This is a genomic window from bacterium, assembly GCA_035281585.1.
Lineage (GTDB): Bacteria > UBA10199 > UBA10199 > DSSB01 > DSSB01 > DATEDP01.
On the sequence record DATEDP010000017.1, the window covers coordinates 13,118 to 30,939 of the forward strand.

A 17,822-nucleotide genomic window follows, 5' to 3' on the forward strand; every position below is an offset into this window, starting at 1 on the left:
AGAAGCCTAGGCTCAGGATGACAGGCCTCAACCCCGCGGAAAATCCCTCGGCAGCGGCGCCGTGATCGTGAGCTTTTCGCCGGAAAAGGGATGCTCGAAACCGACTTCGAGCGCATGCAGCGCCATTCGCTTCGCCTTCGGGCCGCCGTAAAGCGGATCGCCAAGCAGCGGATGACCAAGGGCCGCCAAGTGCACTCGAATCTGATGCCGGGCGCCGACCGCGATCTCGACTTCGAGGAGGCTGGAGCCGGCATCCTGTTCCAGGCTTTTGTAGCGGGTGATCGCGGGCCGGGCTTTCCAGGCCTTGCTTTCCTCCGGGCTGCGGGCGGCCCGCATCCTCTTGGCGTTCTTCGGATCGTGGGCAATGGGAAATTCGATCTTGCCGCGGCCCTTCAGCGCCCCGACCACTCGGGCCAAGTAGACCTTCCGCATCTTGCCGGCCTGGCTCAGGGCCCGCAGCCCGGTCAAGGCTTCGGGGTTCTTGGCGAAGAGCAGGACGCCGCTGGTCTCGTTGTCGAGGCGGTGGACCAAGCCGGCCTCGCGCGCCGGCTTCAGCCTGGCCTGCGCCGGGAAGCGGGCCAGGACCGCGTTGACCAGGGTGCCTTGCTCCCGGGCTTTCAGCGGGTGGGAGGGCAAGCCCGCCGGCTTGTCGACCGCGAAGAGGGCCTCGTCTTCGTAGAGAATTTCGAGCTCCAGATCGGAATTGGCCGACACCGGCGCGTCAATCGGCGGCTTTTCGGCGAGCCAGATTTCCTCGCCGCCCCGCACCTGCTGGCCCTTGGCGGCGCGCCGGCCGTCGATCTTGGCTGGAAAGGCAAGAGCTTCGCGCCAGTACTTTCTCCCGGTGCCGGGAAAATGCCGAATTAAGAAAAGATCCAGCCGAAGCGGCGCTTCGAGCGCCGGAACGCGAAGCCGAAAGCCCGACTCTTCCGACTTTTCACGTTTCACTTTTCATCTTTCACGTTTTTACGGCTTCCCTTCGAGCTGAACTTTGCCGGTGCCCTTGCAGTGCGGGCAGCGTTCCTTCAGGCCGAAGGTCTTGAAGATCGAGCGGGTGAACTCCTCGTGCTCGTAACCGTGGTCGGCATATTGGAAGTGGGCGATCTCGTGGGCCAGGGTGTCGAGGATCTTGGCCTTGGGCAGGCGGACGATGCTCTTGACCTTCAATTGGCCTTTGCGATTCAGGTAGGTGAGCTGGGTGTGGGTGGCGATCACCACCGTCCGGTTCCCGAAGTAGGCATTGCCCATGACCCGCATGATCTTGGTCCGCGTCGGCCTGAAAGAGCGGATTCGGTTGGGCAGGGTCAGGGTCGGCATCTTGAGCTTGGCCTTCCGCAGATAGGGGTACATCCAGACCAAATGGGGCGAGAACTTGGTCTTGATCACCAGCTCGGCCTTGCTCCGTTTCTTGACCGGCCGGCTCTTCGATTTCTTGATGCTTTTCCTAGTCATGGGACAAATACCCCGAAAAAAACGGCGCTATAGGGCAGAAGCCTCCAGGCGCGCAACCTTAAATTTAGCCGAGAGCCGGGGGTTTTGGGGAGGGAGAAAAAAGAAAAAACGGCCCGGAAAAGCTATATTTTTTCTTCAATAAAATCAATAACTTGCGTTTCAGTTCGGGAGCCCGAGGTGGCGTTGATTTCGTGCAGCCCCATCGGCGAGGTGACGTTGATTTCGGTCAGCTTATCGCCGATCACGTCGAGCCCGACGAAGTCCAAGCCCATCAGGCGGAGCATGGGCTGAAGCGTGTCCAAAATTTTCCGGTCGCCGGCCTCGAGCTTGGCCTTGTGGGCCGATCCGCCGGCATGGAGGTTGGCCCGATGCTCGCCCTTGGCCGGCCGGCGGACGAAGGCGCCGAGGGATTTGCCGCCCAGCAAGACGATGCGCTTGTCGCCCTTGGCCACTTCCGGCAGGAAGGCCTGGGCCACGACGTGACGGCTGAAGTTGTCGGTGGCTGCTTCGAGGATCACCCGGAAATTTTCGGCCTCGGGCTTGCGCAGCAGAAAAACGCCGCGGCCGCCGCTGCTGTTGAGCGGCTTGATGACGGTGCCCCGCTTTTGGCGTTTGGCAAAGTCGAAGAGAGCGTGGAAGTCGGCGCTGACCAGGGTTTCGGGCACCAGCTCCGGGAAATGGAGCGGCAGGATCTTCTCGTTGCCCGCCAGGATGCCGCGGGGATGGTTCATCATGTAAACTTCGCGCGCGAGCAGGTCCAGCAGGTAGAGATGGTGGAGGTAATTTTGGTCGAAAGGCGGGTCTTTGCGCAGCAGGATCGCGTCGAAGGAGCGGAGCTCGCGGGTCTTGGTTTCAAGGATCCGGTGCCAGTCCTTGGCGCCGGCCTTGCCGAGAATTTTCAGCTTTTGAATCGGCGCGTTCAAGCCGCGGCGGCGGGCGCTCAGATTTTCGGGTTGGGTCGCGAAGATTTCATGGCCCCGACCGGCGGCCTCGCGCATCAATAGCAGGCTGGTTTCGCGCACCGGGTCGAAACGCTCCAAGGGGTCGGCGATGAAAAGGAGCTTGAGCTGCTTTCGGCGGCGTGACATGAAGTATCGGTATCAGCTCTGTCATCCTGAGCGCAAGCGAAGGATCTGCGAAGCCTTGGTGGGTATGAGATCCTTCGGCCCCTTCGGGTCCTCAGGATGACGCAACCTATGGAATCCTTCAAAGTCTCCCAATCCCAAGACGGACTGCGGCTCGACCAATACCTGGCCAAGGCCAAGGCCTCCAGCCGCAAGAAAGCCAAGCAGCTCATCGACGAGGGCCGGGTCTTCTTGGGCGATCGCAAGGTCATCATCGCCTCCTGGGAGGTGAAAGCCGGCGAGACTTGGTCGATCCGCGCTCCCGGTGACACCGCGGTGCCGCGGCGCGAGCGCTATCTCAAGGTGCACTACGAGGACAAGGACCTGCTGGTCGTCGAGAAGCCGCCCGGCGTCGCCTGCGAAAGCACCGCCCAGACCCTGACCTCGACCCTGGTCGACGACATCAACGATTATCTCCGGCGGGCCCATCCCGACATCGAGCATCCCTACGTCGGCCTCATGCACCGGCTCGACCGCGAGACCAGCGGTCTGATGGTTTACACGCTGAGCCGCGAGGCCAACGTCCTCTCCGATCAATTCAAGCGCCACACGATTGTGCGTCATTACTTGGCCTTGGTCGACGGACGAATGGCCAAGGCCGAAGGGCGAATCGAGAGCGCCATCGTCAAGGATCTGGCGGCCAAGGGAAAGAAGATGAAGTCGGTCAAGGCCCGGAAGGGCGCCGAAGGCTTCGCCGCGACCGAGTACCGGGTGCTCGAGCGCTACCGCGACGCCACCTTGGTCGAGGCCCGGCTCGAAACCGGCCGAACCCATCAGGTCCGGGTTCACTTGGCGAGCCTGGGCCATCCGGTGATCGGCGACAAGCTCTACGGCAGCAAGATCGCCGCGTCGCGCCACCTTCTCCATTCGGCCTATTTGGAATTCAAGCACCCGCTGAGCGGGAAGAAGATGGTCTTCCGCTCCAAGCCGCCGGGCGATTTCAAGAAGCTGCAGGAAAAATTCCGGTCCGAGGCGGTGGGGTTGTAGGGGCGACCCTTGCGGTCGCCCCATCTTCGTCGATGGCGACCGTCTCGCCGCGGGCACCCGCAAGGGGCGCCCCTACGTGATTTTGTTCACCCGGAATTTCTTGTCCGCTCGAATTTTCCGGCTTACCTCGAAGCCCTTGCCCCGATAATCGGGGATCTCCACCAAATCGCCGCGCCGGAGCTCGTCGATCCCGCGATTTTGCTCGCTGCGCTCCTTGTCGAGCCGGGTCAAGGTCATCCGTCCGCCGGGGCCGCAGAGCACCGCCTCGGTCTTGCCGCGGGTCGCCATCCGGTTGCTGACGACGCGGTAGAGCTTTTCTTTCCGATTGGAAGCGAAAGCCTCGGAGCGAGCGGCGATCAAGTAGGCGACCTTCAAGAAGCGGTTGTCGTTCTTCACCATCTTGTCGAGCTTTTGCAGGTGGTCCGGCTCCCGCCAGTCGACGTAGAAGTGGCACCAGTCCTGGAGCGTCGCCGCCAGCATCGGGCAGCGCTGGTCGTGGAGGCAGGGGGCCAGGACGCTGAGCTCGCCGCCTTCCAGGAGATGGTCGCGCAGCGCCATCAGCTCGCGGGTCGGCCGCTTGAGGGCCGGCTCGAGGATGGCGAGCAGGCCTGACTTGGCCAGGTGCCTTTGCAGATGGGGAATCAACCATTCGGCCCGTTCTTGGGCGCCGAGCTGGACCAGCTCGTTCAAGACGTGGCTCATCAAGATCAGGTCGTATTCGCCGGCGAAGCGGAAGGCGTTGAGCCAGGACTTGATCGGCTTGAGCTCGGCCTTGGGCGAGCGGAAGCGCAATAAGTTCTGGGCGTCCTGGAGGATGGCCGGGTTCTGCTCGACCAAAGTGAGCTCGAGCTTGGCCCCGGGGTTCCGCTCGAGCAGCAGCTGGGCGAAGGCCAGCGAGACCGAGCCCGGGCCGCAGCCCAAGTCGATCACCCGATAGGAATCGCGGCGCCAAAACTCCCCGGGCAGGCGGCTCAGGACCTCGACGCCCTTGGCGTAGTTGATCGGCAGGAAGTAAAGCAAATAGGCGGCGCGAAGCTCGGGCCGGTTCAAGTAGCCGGCCTTCAGCTCGGCCCGCTCGCTGGTGAAGAGATCGCTAAGCTCGGAGACGCCCTTGGCAAAGAAACGGAGGTCCTCCTCGATGAAGGGCCGCTCGGCGAAGGCCGCCCGACGGGTGCCGCGATAGAACTCGCGCTTGACGTAGGCGAGGAGGAAGGCTTCGAGGTCGGTGGGGAATTGAATCATTTTGGTCTATTGTAGGGGCGACCGCAAGGGTCTCCCCTACACGTTTCATAAATCCTTCAAGCTAAACCGCAAACTAAATCGAATCGGTCCGGCATAATAAGGGAAGGGCGCCGCTCGCCGCACCGTCGCCAAGGCCTCCTCGTCGAGCACCGCGTAGCCGCTGCTCTTGCTCAGCTCGACGAAGTCGAGCGAGCCGTCGGGCCGGATCGCGAAATTGATTCCGCAAACGCCCTCCAAGCCCTCGCTGCGCGCCTGCCGGGGATAGCGTTTGGCCCGGGCGATCTTGTTGCGAATCTTGGCCAGCACCGCGTTGGCTTCGCCGCCCTGGCCGGAGCCGCCGCTGCCCAAGGCGCCGGTTCCGCCCGGTCCCTGGCCCGAGCCTTCGCCGCCGCCCTGGCCTTGGCCCAAACCCTCGCCGCTGCCTCCGCCGGGGCCGGTCTGGGCGCCTTCGGTGTCGCCCACCCCGGGACCTTGCAAGCCGGCGCTTTTTTCGCTCTCTTTTTTAACCGTCGCTTCCGGTTTCGCCGCCGCGGGAAGCGACGGCCCTTGCTCGGCCGATTTTTTCTTCGGCGGCGGCGGGGCTTCGCGCGGCCGCGCTTTCTCGCCTTCAGCCGATTTGGCTTCGGTTCCGCTCAGATCCTCGCCGACCGGCGCGCCGCGGCCGCCTTCGCCGCCCAGGCCCGTGCCGCCGGGATTCAGATTGAACCAGATCACGCCGCCGGCATCGCTCAAGGTCGCGGCCAGCTTGTCCCAGCGCCAGCTCAGGCGCCAAAAGAAGATCGCCAGCAGGACGTGGACCAGAATCGAGACCGCGATGGCGAAACCGATTTTATTCGAAGCGCGGTGGCTCATCGTTTCACCTTAAACGGGCTCCGGAGCTAGGGCAAGAGTGGCAGGAAGAAGGGCCGGCCGCTCTTCTCCTCGGTTCCGGCCCAAACTTCGGCGCCGAAAACTTCGCGGATCGTGGCGGCCTTGAGGACCTCGGCCGGCGGGCCGTCGGCCTTGAGCCGGCCCTCGGCCAGGAGCAGCAGCCGCTGGCAGGCGGTGGCGGCGAAATTCAAGTCGTGCAGCACCACGATCAGGGTCAGGCCTTGCTGGGCGTGGAGCCGGCGCAGCAGCCGGAAGATCTCGCTCTGGTGCTTCAAGTCGAGATGGGTGGTCGGCTCGTCGAGCAGGAGCAGCTTCGGCTCCTGGGCCAGGGCCCGGGCCAAGAGCACCCGCTCGCGCTCGCCGCCGGAGAGCGAGCGGACGTCGCGGCCGGCGAACTCCAGGCAGTCGGTCAGCCGCATCGCCTCCTGGGCGATCGCGAGGTCGCGGGGCCCCTCCCATTGGAAGCGTTTGAGATAGGGAGCCCGCCCCATCAAGACGACCTCGAGGGCGGTGAAAGGAAATTCGACGAAGGTTTCCTGGGGCAGGACCGACACCGAGCGGGCGAGCTCGTTCCGCGGAATCTCGCTCAAGGGCCGGCCTTGGAGCGACACTCGGCCGCTTTCCGGCCGCGAAACGCCGGCGATGAGCTGGAGCAGCGAGGTCTTGCCGCAGCCATTGGGCCCGAGCAGGCCGACGAACTCGCCGGCCTCGATCTCGAAGCTCAAGTCCCGAAACAAGGGTTGGGGGCCATAGCCGAAGCGCACGTTTTCCAGCGAGAGGATCGGGCTCACCAGACACCTCGGCTCGAAGGTTTCTTCAAGAGGTAGACAAAGAAGGGTCCGCCGACCAAGGCGGTGATCACGCCGACCGGCACTTGGGTTTGATAGGCCGCGCCGGCCAGCAGGCTCCGGGCGGCCCAGTCGGCCAAAACCAAAAAGCTGGCGCCGAAGAGCGCCGCCGCCGGCAGCAGGAGCCGGTGGTCCGAGCCCAGCTTCAGGCGCACCATGTGGGGGATGAAGAGGCCGACGAAGCCGATCAGGCCCGAGAGGCTGACCGTCGCGCCGATCATCAAGGAGGCCGCGAAGAAAAGATGGCGGCGGAATTTCTCGACGTCGAGCCCGAGATATTGGGCGGTGGCGTCGCCCATCGACATCAAATTCATCTTGCCGGCGTGGAAGAAAAGCAGGCTGAAGCCGAGGCCGACGAAGAGCGCGACCCAGCCGAGCTTGCCGTAGCTTTCGGCTTCGAGCGAGCCGACCATCAGGTACCAGATCCGATGAGCCTGCTCGAAGCTGACCAAGGAGTTGATGAACATGATGAGGGCGAAGCTGAAGGCGTTGAAGATGACACCGGTGAGCAGCAGGCTGTAGACCGGCAACCGCCCCCGGGTCTGGGCGATCCAATAAATCAAGAGCAGCGAGAGCAGCGAGGCGGCGAAGGCGATGAGGCTCACCCAGGCGAAGGGCAGGCCCATCGAAACCGAGACGACGCTGCCCAGCGCCGCCCCGCCCGAGACTCCCAGGATATAAGGATCGGCCATCGGATTGCGGAGCAGACTTTGGAAGGCGACCCCGCCGCTGGACAGGGCGAAGCCGACGATGACGGCCAGCAGGACCCGGGGCAGCCGCGAATAGAAGAGGATGTCGTGATCGGGGCTGCCGGGCTGGCCCAAGGCGACCCGCCAATCGAGCCGGCCGCCGCCCCAGGCCACCGAAAGGAAAACGGCCAGGGCCAAGAGCAGGGCCAGGATCGAAAGGGTGGTCCAAAATCGCTTTCCGGTAAGGGCCGCGGCCTTCATAAGTAGCCTTTTTTCCTCGTCTATCGTTAAATGACCAGCAATAATTCCGCGCACAACTCCCCGGTCGGTGGGGCGATAAGGGGGTCATAGGTTTCATTAAGAAGAGGCAAGGATGGGGGCCATCCAGCTACAAACAGCGGCCTTTCCGCGCGCTCTGCAGCGGGAAGCCGAGTCGCTTTCCCGCGAAAAAGACGTCGAAATCCAGGCCGACGCGCTGCGCTCCTTCGCCGCCCGCCTGGAGCGCCGCCACCCCGAGCTTTCCATTCAAATCTACGGCCTATTGGCCGAAGCGCCCACCACGCCGCCGGATCAGCGCAAAGTCGCCCAGGAGCGCTTCGACGCCCTGCAGGGGCGGGGGACCGGCGGGGCTCGTTGGGAGGCGATGATCGGGCGCTTTTTGCCGGAGGCCACCGACTACCGCATGATCGTGCCGATGATGGTCGCGACCTCGGTCGCCGGCGTGGTCCGGGCCGCGGCCTTGGGCCGCTTGGCCGGCAGCAGCGGCTCTTGGTTCTCCGGCCATCTCGGCGCCCGAATCGGCGCCGGCAGCATGGCTTTCGCCGCCGAAGTCCCGGCCTTCACCCTGAGCGGGCGGGCCTTGCATGCCCTGGGCGGCCGGCCCTCGGAGGCTCCCTTCAGCCAGGATTTGGCCGCCGCCGCTCTCAGCCTCGGCTGTCTTAAAGGCTTCGTCGGCTTGGGCGCCAAGATTTCGCCGAACCCGGCGCTGAGCGCGGCGGTCTTCGCCCCGGCCGGTCTTTACACCGCTCACGGGCTCGAGGAGCGGATGGGGTGGCGGCCGGCCAGCGATTCGACTTCGCGGGCTGTCGACGCGATCGCCGCCAGCCTGAGCTTGGGCATCGGTGCCCGGCTCGGCCGCGAAGCCTTGGGTGAAAGGTGGAATCGCCGATTCTCCGAGCTGGCGCTGCGGGCCGAGTCGGTCCGGCCGCGGCCCTTCGCGTTGGCTGAGGTTCGAGCGCCTTGGCTGCCCGAGCCGCTGCTGATGGCCGCCGAGTCGGGCGGGGGCAAGCCGCCCGCCGCCCCGGAGATTCCCCGGCCGGCCGAATCTTCCGAATCGGTTTCCAATCGGGAGTTCAAGAGATCCCGCGAAATTTTCCGGCTCAGCTTCATGGGCGACCCGGTCCGCAACATCGAGGCCCGCTTGGCGAGCTCGGCCCAGCCGCTTCGGATTCTCGACCTGAATCCCGGTGACGGCGCCACGGCCGGCGAGTTGCGCCGGCGTTTCGGCGACCGGGTGCGGGTCGAGACGGTCAAGGATCGTTTGGAAAGCGGCGATTTTCTCCAGGCCGATTTTGGGGGCCAGCGCTACGACCTGATTCTGGCGCTGCTCGGCGCGCCGGCCGCCGAAGGACAGCTCCTGCCGCTGCTCCAAAAGGCGGTGGATCATCTGGAGCCGGGCGGCGAGTTCACCGGCGCCTTCTCGGTCGCCGGCCTCAAGCACGCCGATGTCTCGACTTGGCGCGAGCTCGAGACCCTTCCCAAGATCCGCGCCGGTCTCGAGCGCGGATTGGCCCTTCGGCTGGAGCGGGCCGGCGGCCATTACATTTTCTACGGCCAGCGGCTCGGTGCGCCGAGCGAAATCCCGCTCCGGGAAATTTTAAGCCGGCCCGCGGCGGCCCCGGCGGCTTCGAGGCCCCAGACCTTGGCCTATCTCGAAAAAGGCCTGAAGGGGCAGGCCATGAAGGGCGCCGGTCGGGAGTGGTACCTGGAGGGCGGAGCGGCCAGCCGGATCGCCGAGGCTTTGCTCGAGCTCGGCGCCCAGGAGGCTTTGATATTCTGGCCGAACCTGCCGCAGATTTTGCTCGACCGCTTCGCGGCCGATTTCGAAAAAACCCATCACCGGCCGCCGGCGGCCCATGAAATCCAGCATTGGATCGACGGCCGCGAGCCCAGCGCTCTCCATAGCAAGGAAATTTTCGTCGACGAATGGCTCCGCCTGCAGGTCGAAAGGTCCCGCCAACTCGGGGCGGACCGGCCCAGCAAAATCCCCGGCGCCTTGCTCGGCGGTATCGTCGGCCTCGGCACCTTGCTCGGCTCGACCTCCGAGGCCTGGGCGGCCGCCAAGGCCGGGGCCGCCGGTTTGCCGGCCGCCGATCTCGCTTCGGTTTGGGATGGGACCTCGGCTGGACTGATCGCCGCGGCCGGTCTGGGACTGGTCGGATCGCTTATCCTGTTGCTGCGGGGCCGAGGCGCCAAAAAAATTCCGGCGCCACCCTTCAAGATGGACCCGAAAGAAAAGGATTTCTTCGATAAGGTCGTCGAAGAGTATTCCGTCAGCCGACCTTTCTACCGCCAAAACGATTCAAAAAGCTCTCATTGGATTCTGCAATTGCTCGCCCAGCATTACATTCGGGAGGAATTCAACGGCCGTAATCCCAGCCATCCGGTGGGAGATCGTCTCCTGATCCGGGCGGCCAATGCCAATCCGGCCCTCGTCTCCCGGCTTCCGGTCCGTTCCCGCATGATGATCGATCAAGTGCGTCGGCGGCAAACCAATCCGGCCGATGAGACCGGTCCCTTGAATTGGACGGTCAACACCGAGCCTGACTTGAGCAGCGAGGAGATCACCCAACCCGGCTTGCCCAAGACGCTGGGCCGTGGCCGCCGCGGGGGCTTCGGAGATTTGGGCGTCGGCATGCTGGCCCTCTTGAGCCCGCGCATCGCCGAAGCCAGCGACGGTTCGGTCTCACTTTCCACGATGGAGTGGGCTGCCGGTCTGGGAATAGTGAGCCTGGGCTTGCTCGGAGCCTATGGCCTGGGCCGCTGGGTCAGTGAATCCCAGCGTCGGCGCCGAATCGAGGATCTTCTTGCCGCCAGCCGAGTCCCACCGGAATGGGAGTTCCTGCCGCCGGCCAACCAACAGGGCCTTCTCCATTTGGAGAACGTGCATTTCATTTCGGAGCCGCCCCAGCTTCGCCGGGAGGAGATGGAGCTGGTCCAGACCGGCTCGGGAGCTCGCTGGTATCGGGTGGAGGCCGATTCCTTTCAACCCGGCTGGGTCAAGGCCGAGAGAAAGAAAATTTTTAGCATCCTGAAACGGCCCCACTTCGCGGCTTGGGAGCGGGAGCTGGCTTTGCAAGGCCTGCTCGAGCGCTTGGTTTACGGGATTCAGCGGCCCGAGGACGTCGGCCAGGCCGCCAAGCTGATGTGGGATCTGGCGCTGGCCCCCCGGGCCGGCGCTGCCGGGCGCCAATGGTACCAGGCGGCTTACTCGGCCTTCATCGGCTCGCCCAAGTTTTTCGGCGAAGGCGCCCCGCCGGTTTACCGCGAATGCATCCGGTTGCGCCGGATTTTCTCCGACGAAGAAACGCCTTTCAACCTTCGCTTGCTGGCCGTCGGCGCTTACAATCAGCTCGCCCGGCAGTTCGACTTCAATACCTCGGTGGGTCGCTTGGAGGCCAATGAGGGCAAGAAAGCCCTCCGTCGATTCCTGGAGGAAGGACTTTTTGTGCGCAGCAGCCGGCCTTTCATGGTCGTCAACGGCGCCTGGCACGACCTCGATCGGCGCCAGTTCCTCTGGCAGGCTGGCCAGCGGGTGGGCTTGAGGGCCGCCAGCGAGGATTGGGAAGGGAATGATTGACAAGCCCGGCCCCGCCGGGTTTCATCGCCGAAATTTTCCAGGAGGAACCATGTTTCGGCGCTTGCTACCTTTGCTCATTCCGCTCACTTTGGCCGCCTGCGGCAACGGCGGCGAACCTTTCGGCGACTTCAATGCCGTCGCCATGCTCGACACCCAGACCATCGTGGTCGGCGGCGGCGAGGGCGCGATCTTCACCAGCTCCAACGGCGGCGCCACCTTCTTCGGCCAGGACAGCGGGACCACCCGCCAGATCAACGCCATCAAATTCCTCGGCCCCGACCTGCTCGGTGCGGCCGGCGACGGCGGAACTTTCCTCAACGGCAGCAGTGGCGGCTCGGTTTGGGTCGAGCAGGACACCGCCAATTCCGATGACCTCAACGACTTCCAATTCGTCGACAGCCAATTCGGCATCGCGGTCGGCAACCGGAGCGTGATCCTGCGGACCTTCAACGGCGGGCTCGATTGGATCGGATCTTTTCTGCCGGCCCAGGTCGACCTGCAGGCGGTGGCCTTCGCCGACCTCCAAACCGGCTGGGTCGGCGGAGGGCTGGGCTCGATATACAAGAGCGTCGACGGCGGGCAGGCCTGGAGCCTTCGTTCCACCGGGACCCAATCGATGATCTTCGACATCTGGCTGATCGACGCCCAACGGATTTGGGCGGTCGGAGCGGCCGGCGCGGTCCTGTTCAGCGGTGACGGCGGCGACACCTGGGGTCCCCACGGGCCCGGCTCGGTGCCCAACGACCTTCATCGGATTTTCTTCCAGCCCGACGGCTTGACCGGGATCTTGCTCGGCAACCAATATCTCGCCCGCACCTTCGACGGCGGCGACACTTGGGAGAACCTCACGCCGAACCTACCGGCACCGCTGGTCGATTACGCCGACATGGCGGTGGTCGGCGACGTCGTGGTGGTGGTCGGCGAGGATGAAACCATCCTGCGCAGCGACGATTTCGGCTCCAGCTTCAGCGTGCTCTCGCTCTGATTTCCCCCCTTTGAAAAAGGGGGGCTGGGGGGATTTAAAGACGTGGCAGGTGCCTGAACGTGTTTGGGTATTATGCGACCGCTTCAAATCCCCCCTTTAATCCCCCCTTTTTCAAAGGGGGGAAAAACGATTTAGGATCTCCGCCAACAAAAGGAGGCTCCCATGAAGAGAATGATGATCGCCGCTGTCCTCTGCCTTGGACCCTGGGCCAACGCCACAGCCGCCACCGTGGCCGAGGTCGTCGCCGCCAAGGACCCCGCCTTCAGCACCGCCCTCGAGAGCGCCGGCTTGGCCTCGATGCTCAAAGGCGGCCTTTTCACCGTCTTCGTACCCAGCTCCGACGCCTTCGCCAAGGTCGACGGAAAATTACGGAGCGATCCGGATCGTTTGCGGGCGGTGCTGGCCTATCACATCGTCCCGGCCAAAGTGACCCCCGAACAATTGCGGCAGATGCTCGCGGCCAAGACGGTCAACGGCAAGGAGCTCAAGATCTCGAATAAAGGAGAAACGGTCCAGGTCGGCAGGGCCAAGGTCCTGCCGGGCGAAACCACGGCCAGCAACGGCGTGGTCTACGGCATCGACGCGGTGTTGATGCCATGAGCGATCATTCGGCGCCCTTGATCCCGACGTTGGGATCGGAATCGTCGGCGTCGCGGAACTGGAAGAGCAGCTGCACGAGCTGTTCTTTGGGCTCGTAGGACTGGCCGGCCGGGAAGCCGTCGCCGTCGCGGTCGGCATAAGGATCGCCGAGCCGAACCTCATTCACCGGGATCTCCTCGATCGAGGAGCCGAGCTTGGCGTTGATCGCCTGGATCCAGAGGTTGGCCGCGATGGCGTGGCCGCTGTGGCTGAAGTGGATTCCGTCGAGGCTGAAGAAGCCGCCCTTGCCCCATTCGTTGGTGTAAGTTTGAGCCCCGATATTCATCGGCGAAGTGAGCTGGCCGTGGAAATCGACCAGGGTGAATTCCTTGGCTTCGGCCAGCTCGGCCAGCGCCGCGTTGAGGGCCTGAACCCGGTCGCGGATCAGCTGGGCTTCCTCGGTCGTCATGACCGAAGCGTCGTTGAGGCGTTGATCCATGCTGTCTTCCCAGTCCTTGTCCTTCAGAAAGTCGTCATAGAGGTAAAGCGCCGCCGGCAGGCTGATCTTGGCGCCGGCCGGGACCTTGGCCGTCGGAATGGTCTTGCCGGTCCAGGCCTTCACGGTCGAAGGCGCGACCAGGTAGGCGACTTGGGGAATATCGGGAATATTGCCGACGAAGACCTTGGCGCCGGTTTCGGCCAAGGCCGCGAAGGCCGGCTCGAGGTTGGCTTTGAAATCCTCGGGCGAAGTCATTGCCTCGTTGATCGCCGCCGCGGTGTAATTCTCGTCGCCCTTCTTCAGGACCGCGCCGAGCACGTCGTTGTTGCCGATCCAAAGGGTGATGATCTTCGGGATGCTGGCGTCGCTGTCCTTCCAGCTCTGGGCGAGCCAAATCGCGGCGTCGAGCTGGCTGGTTTCAGCGTTGTGATGGTCGGCATCGGCGAGCGGAAAGAGGACTCGCTCGTGCAAGGGATCGCCGGCGGCCGGAGCTTCGGTGGCCGAGGCCTTGGTGCCGCTCAAGCTGGCCGAATCCTCGCCCGAGACCCCGAGGATGGTCGGGACATAATCGGGATTTTTGCGGGCGCCATCGACGTCGAGCAGCGGCATGGTCAGGCCGGTGCCGTAGGTCTTGGAGACCTGCTTGGCGACGAAAACCGCATAGCTGTAAGGCTGGGTGAAATGATTGGCGGTGCCGTCTTGGACGCCCATGGTCAGGCTGTCGCCCAAGGCGATGTAATTGAACTTGGGCATCGTCAGCGAGGAGCCGGTGTCGGTCTCGGTGTCATCGGGATCCACGGTCTGAGAGCCGGAACCGAGCAGTTCGCAGCCGAGGAGAATCAGGGCTAAGAGGAAAAAACCGAGTAAACGGAAGGGCTTTGCCATAGGTATACCTTCGAAATTTGGGCACTTTTTGGAGTCCTCGGGCTTATCGTCATGGCGGGGGAGGAATTGCGAGAATTTTTCGGGGCTGAATCCAGAATTTACCCTTTCGTCACAAAGGCTTCTGGCCGTTTGACGGAGCTGAAACAATGGTGCTAGCCTCGAAGGCCGTGCAATCGAGTTGGGAACATCATTATGTTAGCCAACGCCTCTCCATCCGGCTCCGTCGCTGAGAATTCCTACCACGAATTTTACGCGGATAACTTTGAGCCCCGCTCCCATTACCGGCTGCTCTGGGAGCATATCCGCCGGGTCGGGCAGGGCGGCCTTGCCCAGAAGAGCCGCGAAGCCCATTTGGCCCTCAGCACCGAGGGTGTGACCTTCACGGTCTACAGCGAGCAGGCCGAAGGCATCGAGCGGGTCCTGCCCTTCGACGTGATTCCCCGGATCATCCCGGCCGCCGAGTGGTCGGGCCTGGAAAAGGGCTTGAAGCAGCGGGTCAAGGCCCTCAATCTCTTCCTCAAGGACCTCTATCACGAGCAGCGGGTGCTGAAGGACGGGGTCATTCCGCCGGAGCTGATCTATCAAGGCAAGGACTTCCGCCGCGAGGTTTTGGGCATCGATCCGCCCCACGACATCTACACCCATGTCAGCGGCATCGACTTGGTTCGGGATCATGACGGCGGCTACCTGGTGCTCGAGGACAATTTGCGGACACCCTCCGGCGTCTCCTACATGATCGAGAACCGAATCCTCGAGCGCCACATCCTCTCCGAATTTTTCGCCAAGCACCGGGTCCGGCGGGTCGAGCACTATCCGACCTTGCTGCTCGAGGCCCTGCGCCACGTCGCGCCCCGCGGCCCCGGCGAGGCCGAGGTGGTGGTCCTGACGCCGGGCATCTTCAATTCGGCCTACTATGAGCACACCTTCCTGGCCAAGGAGATGGGCGTCGAATTGGCCGAGGGCCGGGACATGGTGGTGAAGAACAACATCGTCTATCTCAAGACCACCCGGGGCCTGCGCCGGGTCGACGTCGTTTACCGGCGGGTCGACGACGACTACCTCGATCCGCTCCATTTCAATCCCAATTCGATCTTGGGCGTCGCCGGCATCCTCAATGCTTGGCGGGCCGGCAATGTCGCCATCGTCAACGCCCCCGGCACCGGCATCGCCGACGACAAGGCCATCTATCCCTTCGTGCCGCTGCTGATCCGCTATTACCTGGGCGAGCCGCCCTTGCTCAAAAACGTCCCGACCTATCTGATGATCCGGGCCGAGGATCGGCAGCGGGTCCTGGACGACATCGAAAACATGGTCGTCAAGGCGGTCAGCGAGTCCGGCGGCTACGGCATGCTGATCGGTCCGGCGGCCAGTTCGGCCGAGCGCGAAGAATTCAGAAAAAGGATCTTGGCCAACCCGCGGAATTACATCGCCCAACCGGTGGTCCCGCTGTCGCGCCACATCTGCTATTTGGACGGCGAGCTCAGCTCGCGCCACATCGACCTTAGGCCTTACGTCATCTACGGCAAGGAGATCGAGGTCGTCCCCGGCGGCTTGACCCGGGTCGCGCTGCGCAAGGGTTCGCTGGTGGTCAACTCCTCGCAGGGCGGCGGGAGCAAGGATACATGGGTTTTAGCGGAGTGAGATCGATGATTTTCCCCCTTTGAAAAAGGGGGACTAAGGGGGATTTAAAGCGGTCGTTTGGAGAAAAAAGCCTGGAATCAAGCTCGATTGTTTTGCAACGGCTTTCAAATCCCCCCTGCCCCCTTTTTCAAAGGGGGGAAAAGGCAACGTATGCTGAGTCGCATCGCCGATAGCTTGTACTGGATGTCGCGCTACCTCGAGCGGGCCAACAACGCCTCGCGCTTGGTCGGCATCAACTTGGTCCACTTGGTCGAGGCCGAGGACTCGATCTCGGAGGCCGGCCAATGGCGGCCGCTGCTCAGCATCGCCGGCCTCGAATCGACCTACGCCGAGCTCTATCCGGGCGAGGAGATCCGGGGCGAGCGGGTGATCAACCTCCTGACCCGCGAGGCCTCCTATGCCCACTCGATTTTGAATTGCCTGCGCCAGGCCCGGGAGAACGCCCGGCTAGTCCGGGACCGGCTTTCCAAGGAGATGTGGGAGTGCATGAACGAGATGTGGCTGCGGCTCAACGTCCGCCTGCGGGGGCCCCTGCCGCTGGAGGAATGGCCCGAGTTCCACAAGTCGGTGCGCAACGGCGTCGCGCTCTTCCACGGCCTCACCGTCAGCACGATGATGCGAGGCGAGGGCTTCGACTACGTCCAGCTCGGCACCTTCCTGGAGCGGGCCGACATGACCGCCCGGATCCTCGACGTCCGCTACCACTTGCTGCTGCCCGACCTCTCGATGGTCGGCTCGCCGCTCGATTATTACCAATGGGCGGCCCTGCTCAAATCGCTCTCCGGCTTCGAGGCCTACCGGCGCAAGGTCCATGCCGGCTTCCGGCCGATCGACGTCGCCGAGTTCGTCATCTTCGAGCGCGATTTTCCGCGCTCGCTGCGCTACAGCGTCGAAAGGATTTATTCCTCGCTCCAAAGCCTCGGGGCCTCGACCCTCCAGCAGGCCTCCTTCGCCCTGGTCGGCAACCTGCTCGAAGAGTGGAACCACATCAGCATCCAGGAGATCTTCTTCGAGAAGGGGCTCCATGAGTTTCTCCAGGATTTTCTGAAGTCGGCCTCGGAGCTGCACTTCGCCTTGAGCAAGGATTTCTTCACCACCTACGTCTCGGAGCTGGAATGCGGCTGAAGATCGAGCATCGCAGCGTCCTCCACTTCGAGGCGCCGGTCGTCGAGCAGCACTGCGAGCTGCGGCTCAAGCCGCGCGAGGACAAATATCAGCGGCTGCTCAGTCATCGGCTGGAGATCGATCCCAAGGTCCAAGTTTTCGAGTACGCCGACGCCTACGGCAACCGGGTCCAATCCTTCGCGATCATCCCGCCGCATCAGCGGCTGGAGATCCACTTCAGCGCCGAGCTCGAGAGCTACCTGGAGAATCCCTTCGATTTCGTTCCGCCCTCGCCGGCCGAGGAGCAGGGCCAGCTCAAGGGTTTGCTCAAGCAAAGCCCCCGGCTCTTGGACTTCGTCCTGTCGCGGAGCGAGCGGACGCCGGACCTCGCGGCCGAGGCTTTGGCCGCTGCCTGCCCGGCCTTCGATCCGGCCAAGAACTTCCTGCCCCAGATCCAGGCGGCGATGGCCTGGATCCAAGCCTCGCTGAAATATTTGCCGGAGAGCACCGAGGTTCATCATCCGCTGGCCGAAGTTTTGGGCGCCGGCGCCGGCGTTTGCCAGGACTTCTCCCATCTCTTGATCGCGCTGCTGCGGGGCTGGGGAATTCCGGCCCGCTACGTGATGGGCTATCAGTATTTGGCGGAGGCGCGGGAGCGATCGGCGGCGACCCATGCTTGGACCGAGGCCTATTTGCCGGCGGTCGGCTGGCGGGGCTTCGACGCGACCACCGGCCTCTTGGCCGATGCGACCTATTTGCCGGTGGCGGTGGGCCGCGATTCCCGCGATGCCGCGCCGCATCGCGGCTGCTACAAGGGCGGCGCCGCCGGCCTGCCGCCGGAAGTTGATTTACAAGTGGCGAGCGCTCAGTAAAATTTTGCTTACCCCCTTTGAAAAAGGGGGGATCGAAAAGGCAAAAGGCGACTTAATGTCGCCAGGCAAACTTTTTGATAGTGTTAGATTTTCAAAACCTGTTGGGGGGATTTGACGGATTGGGTGTAGGGACCAAGATGGCGATCGAGCCGGCGCTTTGAATCCCCCCAACCCCCCTTTTTCAAA

The 17,822-nt window shown here is 63.6% G+C and carries 15 protein-coding genes; 7 read left to right on the forward strand and 8 right to left on the reverse strand.

All coding sequences use genetic code 11. From position 1 onward, the window contains the following. Positions 1-27 precede the first annotated feature (27 nt). The 3 genes from VJR29_01070 to gshB all read right to left on the reverse strand — a co-directional run bounded on the left by VJR29_01070 (position 28) and on the right by gshB (position 2,540). Positions 28-948: an RluA family pseudouridine synthase gene (locus tag VJR29_01070; GenBank protein HKY61986.1), complete on the reverse strand. Its 921-nt coding sequence runs from the start codon at positions 946-948 to the stop codon at positions 28-30. 18 nt (positions 949-966) lie between these two features. Further along, on the reverse strand, positions 967-1,452 hold the full coding sequence (locus tag VJR29_01075; GenBank protein HKY61987.1) for a hypothetical protein: 486 nt from the start codon (positions 1,450-1,452) through the stop codon (positions 967-969). Positions 1,453-1,574: 122 nt separating this feature from the next. Beyond that, a complete protein-coding gene (gene gshB / locus VJR29_01080; GenBank protein HKY61988.1) occupies positions 1,575-2,540 on the reverse strand; it encodes a glutathione synthase in 966 nt (321 codons plus the stop codon). A gap of 108 nt (positions 2,541-2,648) precedes the next feature. Here gshB and VJR29_01085 point away from each other — a divergent pair, with 108 nt between their 5' ends. Further along, complete coding sequence (locus tag VJR29_01085; protein HKY61989.1) at positions 2,649-3,563, forward strand: RluA family pseudouridine synthase; 915 nt, start codon at positions 2,649-2,651, stop codon at positions 3,561-3,563. A gap of 72 nt (positions 3,564-3,635) precedes the next feature. Here the strand turns inward: VJR29_01085 and VJR29_01090 are convergent, their stop codons facing one another. Genes VJR29_01090 through VJR29_01105 form a run of 4 tightly spaced genes read right to left on the reverse strand, consistent with a single transcriptional unit; the run spans position 3,636 to position 7,473 of the window. Then, positions 3,636-4,805: a small ribosomal subunit Rsm22 family protein gene (locus VJR29_01090; GenBank protein HKY61990.1), complete on the reverse strand. Its 1,170-nt coding sequence runs from the start codon at positions 4,803-4,805 to the stop codon at positions 3,636-3,638. A 45-nt stretch (positions 4,806-4,850) separates the two neighbouring features. Continuing rightward, positions 4,851-5,657 carry an energy transducer TonB gene (locus VJR29_01095; protein HKY61991.1) on the reverse strand — a complete coding sequence of 269 codons (807 nt, stop codon included), beginning with the start codon at positions 5,655-5,657 and terminating at the stop codon, positions 4,851-4,853. A gap of 26 nt (positions 5,658-5,683) precedes the next feature. Then, positions 5,684-6,466, reverse strand: a complete 783-nt coding sequence (locus tag VJR29_01100; protein HKY61992.1) for an ABC transporter ATP-binding protein — start codon at positions 6,464-6,466, stop codon at positions 5,684-5,686. Then, positions 6,463-7,473: an iron ABC transporter permease gene (locus tag VJR29_01105; GenBank protein HKY61993.1), complete on the reverse strand. Its 1,011-nt coding sequence runs from the start codon at positions 7,471-7,473 to the stop codon at positions 6,463-6,465. Before VJR29_01105 ends, VJR29_01100 begins: the two co-directional genes overlap by 4 nt. 112 nt (positions 7,474-7,585) lie before the next feature. Between VJR29_01105 and VJR29_01110 the strand changes: the two genes are divergently transcribed. The 3 genes from VJR29_01110 to VJR29_01120 all read left to right on the forward strand — a co-directional run bounded on the left by VJR29_01110 (position 7,586) and on the right by VJR29_01120 (position 12,656). Continuing rightward, entirely contained in the window at positions 7,586-11,071 is a 3,486-nt protein-coding gene (locus VJR29_01110; protein HKY61994.1) for a hypothetical protein, read from the forward strand. Positions 11,072-11,120: 49 nt separating this feature from the next. After that, positions 11,121-12,056, forward strand: a complete 936-nt coding sequence (locus VJR29_01115) for a hypothetical protein (GenBank protein ID HKY61995.1) — start codon at positions 11,121-11,123, stop codon at positions 12,054-12,056. Positions 12,057-12,218: 162 nt separating this feature from the next. Continuing rightward, positions 12,219-12,656 carry a fasciclin domain-containing protein gene (locus VJR29_01120; GenBank protein HKY61996.1) on the forward strand — a complete coding sequence of 146 codons (438 nt, stop codon included), beginning with the start codon at positions 12,219-12,221 and terminating at the stop codon, positions 12,654-12,656. Between the two features lie 4 nt (positions 12,657-12,660). Here VJR29_01120 and VJR29_01125 read toward each other — a convergent pair whose 3' ends face one another. Beyond that, entirely contained in the window at positions 12,661-14,019 is a 1,359-nt protein-coding gene (locus VJR29_01125; protein ID HKY61997.1) for an SGNH/GDSL hydrolase family protein, read from the reverse strand. Positions 14,020-14,211: 192 nt separating this feature from the next. On the opposite strand from VJR29_01125, the gene VJR29_01130 reads away from it, so the two are divergent. The 3 genes from VJR29_01130 to VJR29_01140 all read left to right on the forward strand — a co-directional run bounded on the left by VJR29_01130 (position 14,212) and on the right by VJR29_01140 (position 17,636). Further along, positions 14,212-15,660, forward strand: coding sequence for a circularly permuted type 2 ATP-grasp protein (locus tag VJR29_01130; protein HKY61998.1), 1,449 nt, complete (start codon positions 14,212-14,214; stop codon positions 15,658-15,660). A gap of 150 nt (positions 15,661-15,810) precedes the next feature. After that, positions 15,811-16,785 carry an alpha-E domain-containing protein gene (locus VJR29_01135; GenBank protein ID HKY61999.1) on the forward strand — a complete coding sequence of 325 codons (975 nt, stop codon included), beginning with the start codon at positions 15,811-15,813 and terminating at the stop codon, positions 16,783-16,785. Further along, positions 16,776-17,636: a transglutaminase family protein gene (locus VJR29_01140; protein ID HKY62000.1), complete on the forward strand. Its 861-nt coding sequence runs from the start codon at positions 16,776-16,778 to the stop codon at positions 17,634-17,636. The genes VJR29_01135 and VJR29_01140 overlap by 10 nt, the downstream gene beginning before the upstream one ends. Positions 17,637-17,822 lie beyond the last annotated feature (186 nt).

Coding starts and splice junctions, on each gene's coding strand:
- VJR29_01075 (HKY61987.1), bottom strand. CDS start 1,452: ATGACTAGGAAAAGCATCAAGAAATCGAAGAGCCGGCCGGTCAAGAAA.
- gshB (HKY61988.1), bottom strand. CDS start 2,540: ATGTCACGCCGCCGAAAGCAGCTCAAGCTCCTTTTCATCGCCGACCCC.
- VJR29_01085 (HKY61989.1), top strand. CDS start 2,649: ATGGAATCCTTCAAAGTCTCCCAATCCCAAGACGGACTGCGGCTCGAC.
- VJR29_01090 (HKY61990.1), bottom strand. CDS start 4,805: ATGATTCAATTCCCCACCGACCTCGAAGCCTTCCTCCTCGCCTACGTC.
- VJR29_01095 (HKY61991.1), bottom strand. CDS start 5,657: ATGAGCCACCGCGCTTCGAATAAAATCGGTTTCGCCATCGCGGTCTCG.
- VJR29_01105 (HKY61993.1), bottom strand. CDS start 7,473: ATGAAGGCCGCGGCCCTTACCGGAAAGCGATTTTGGACCACCCTTTCG.
- VJR29_01110 (HKY61994.1), top strand. CDS start 7,586: ATGGGGGCCATCCAGCTACAAACAGCGGCCTTTCCGCGCGCTCTGCAG.
- VJR29_01115 (HKY61995.1), top strand. CDS start 11,121: ATGTTTCGGCGCTTGCTACCTTTGCTCATTCCGCTCACTTTGGCCGCC.
- VJR29_01120 (HKY61996.1), top strand. CDS start 12,219: ATGAAGAGAATGATGATCGCCGCTGTCCTCTGCCTTGGACCCTGGGCC.
- VJR29_01125 (HKY61997.1), bottom strand. CDS start 14,019: ATGGCAAAGCCCTTCCGTTTACTCGGTTTTTTCCTCTTAGCCCTGATT.
- VJR29_01130 (HKY61998.1), top strand. CDS start 14,212: ATGTTAGCCAACGCCTCTCCATCCGGCTCCGTCGCTGAGAATTCCTAC.
- VJR29_01135 (HKY61999.1), top strand. CDS start 15,811: ATGCTGAGTCGCATCGCCGATAGCTTGTACTGGATGTCGCGCTACCTC.
- VJR29_01140 (HKY62000.1), top strand. CDS start 16,776: ATGCGGCTGAAGATCGAGCATCGCAGCGTCCTCCACTTCGAGGCGCCG.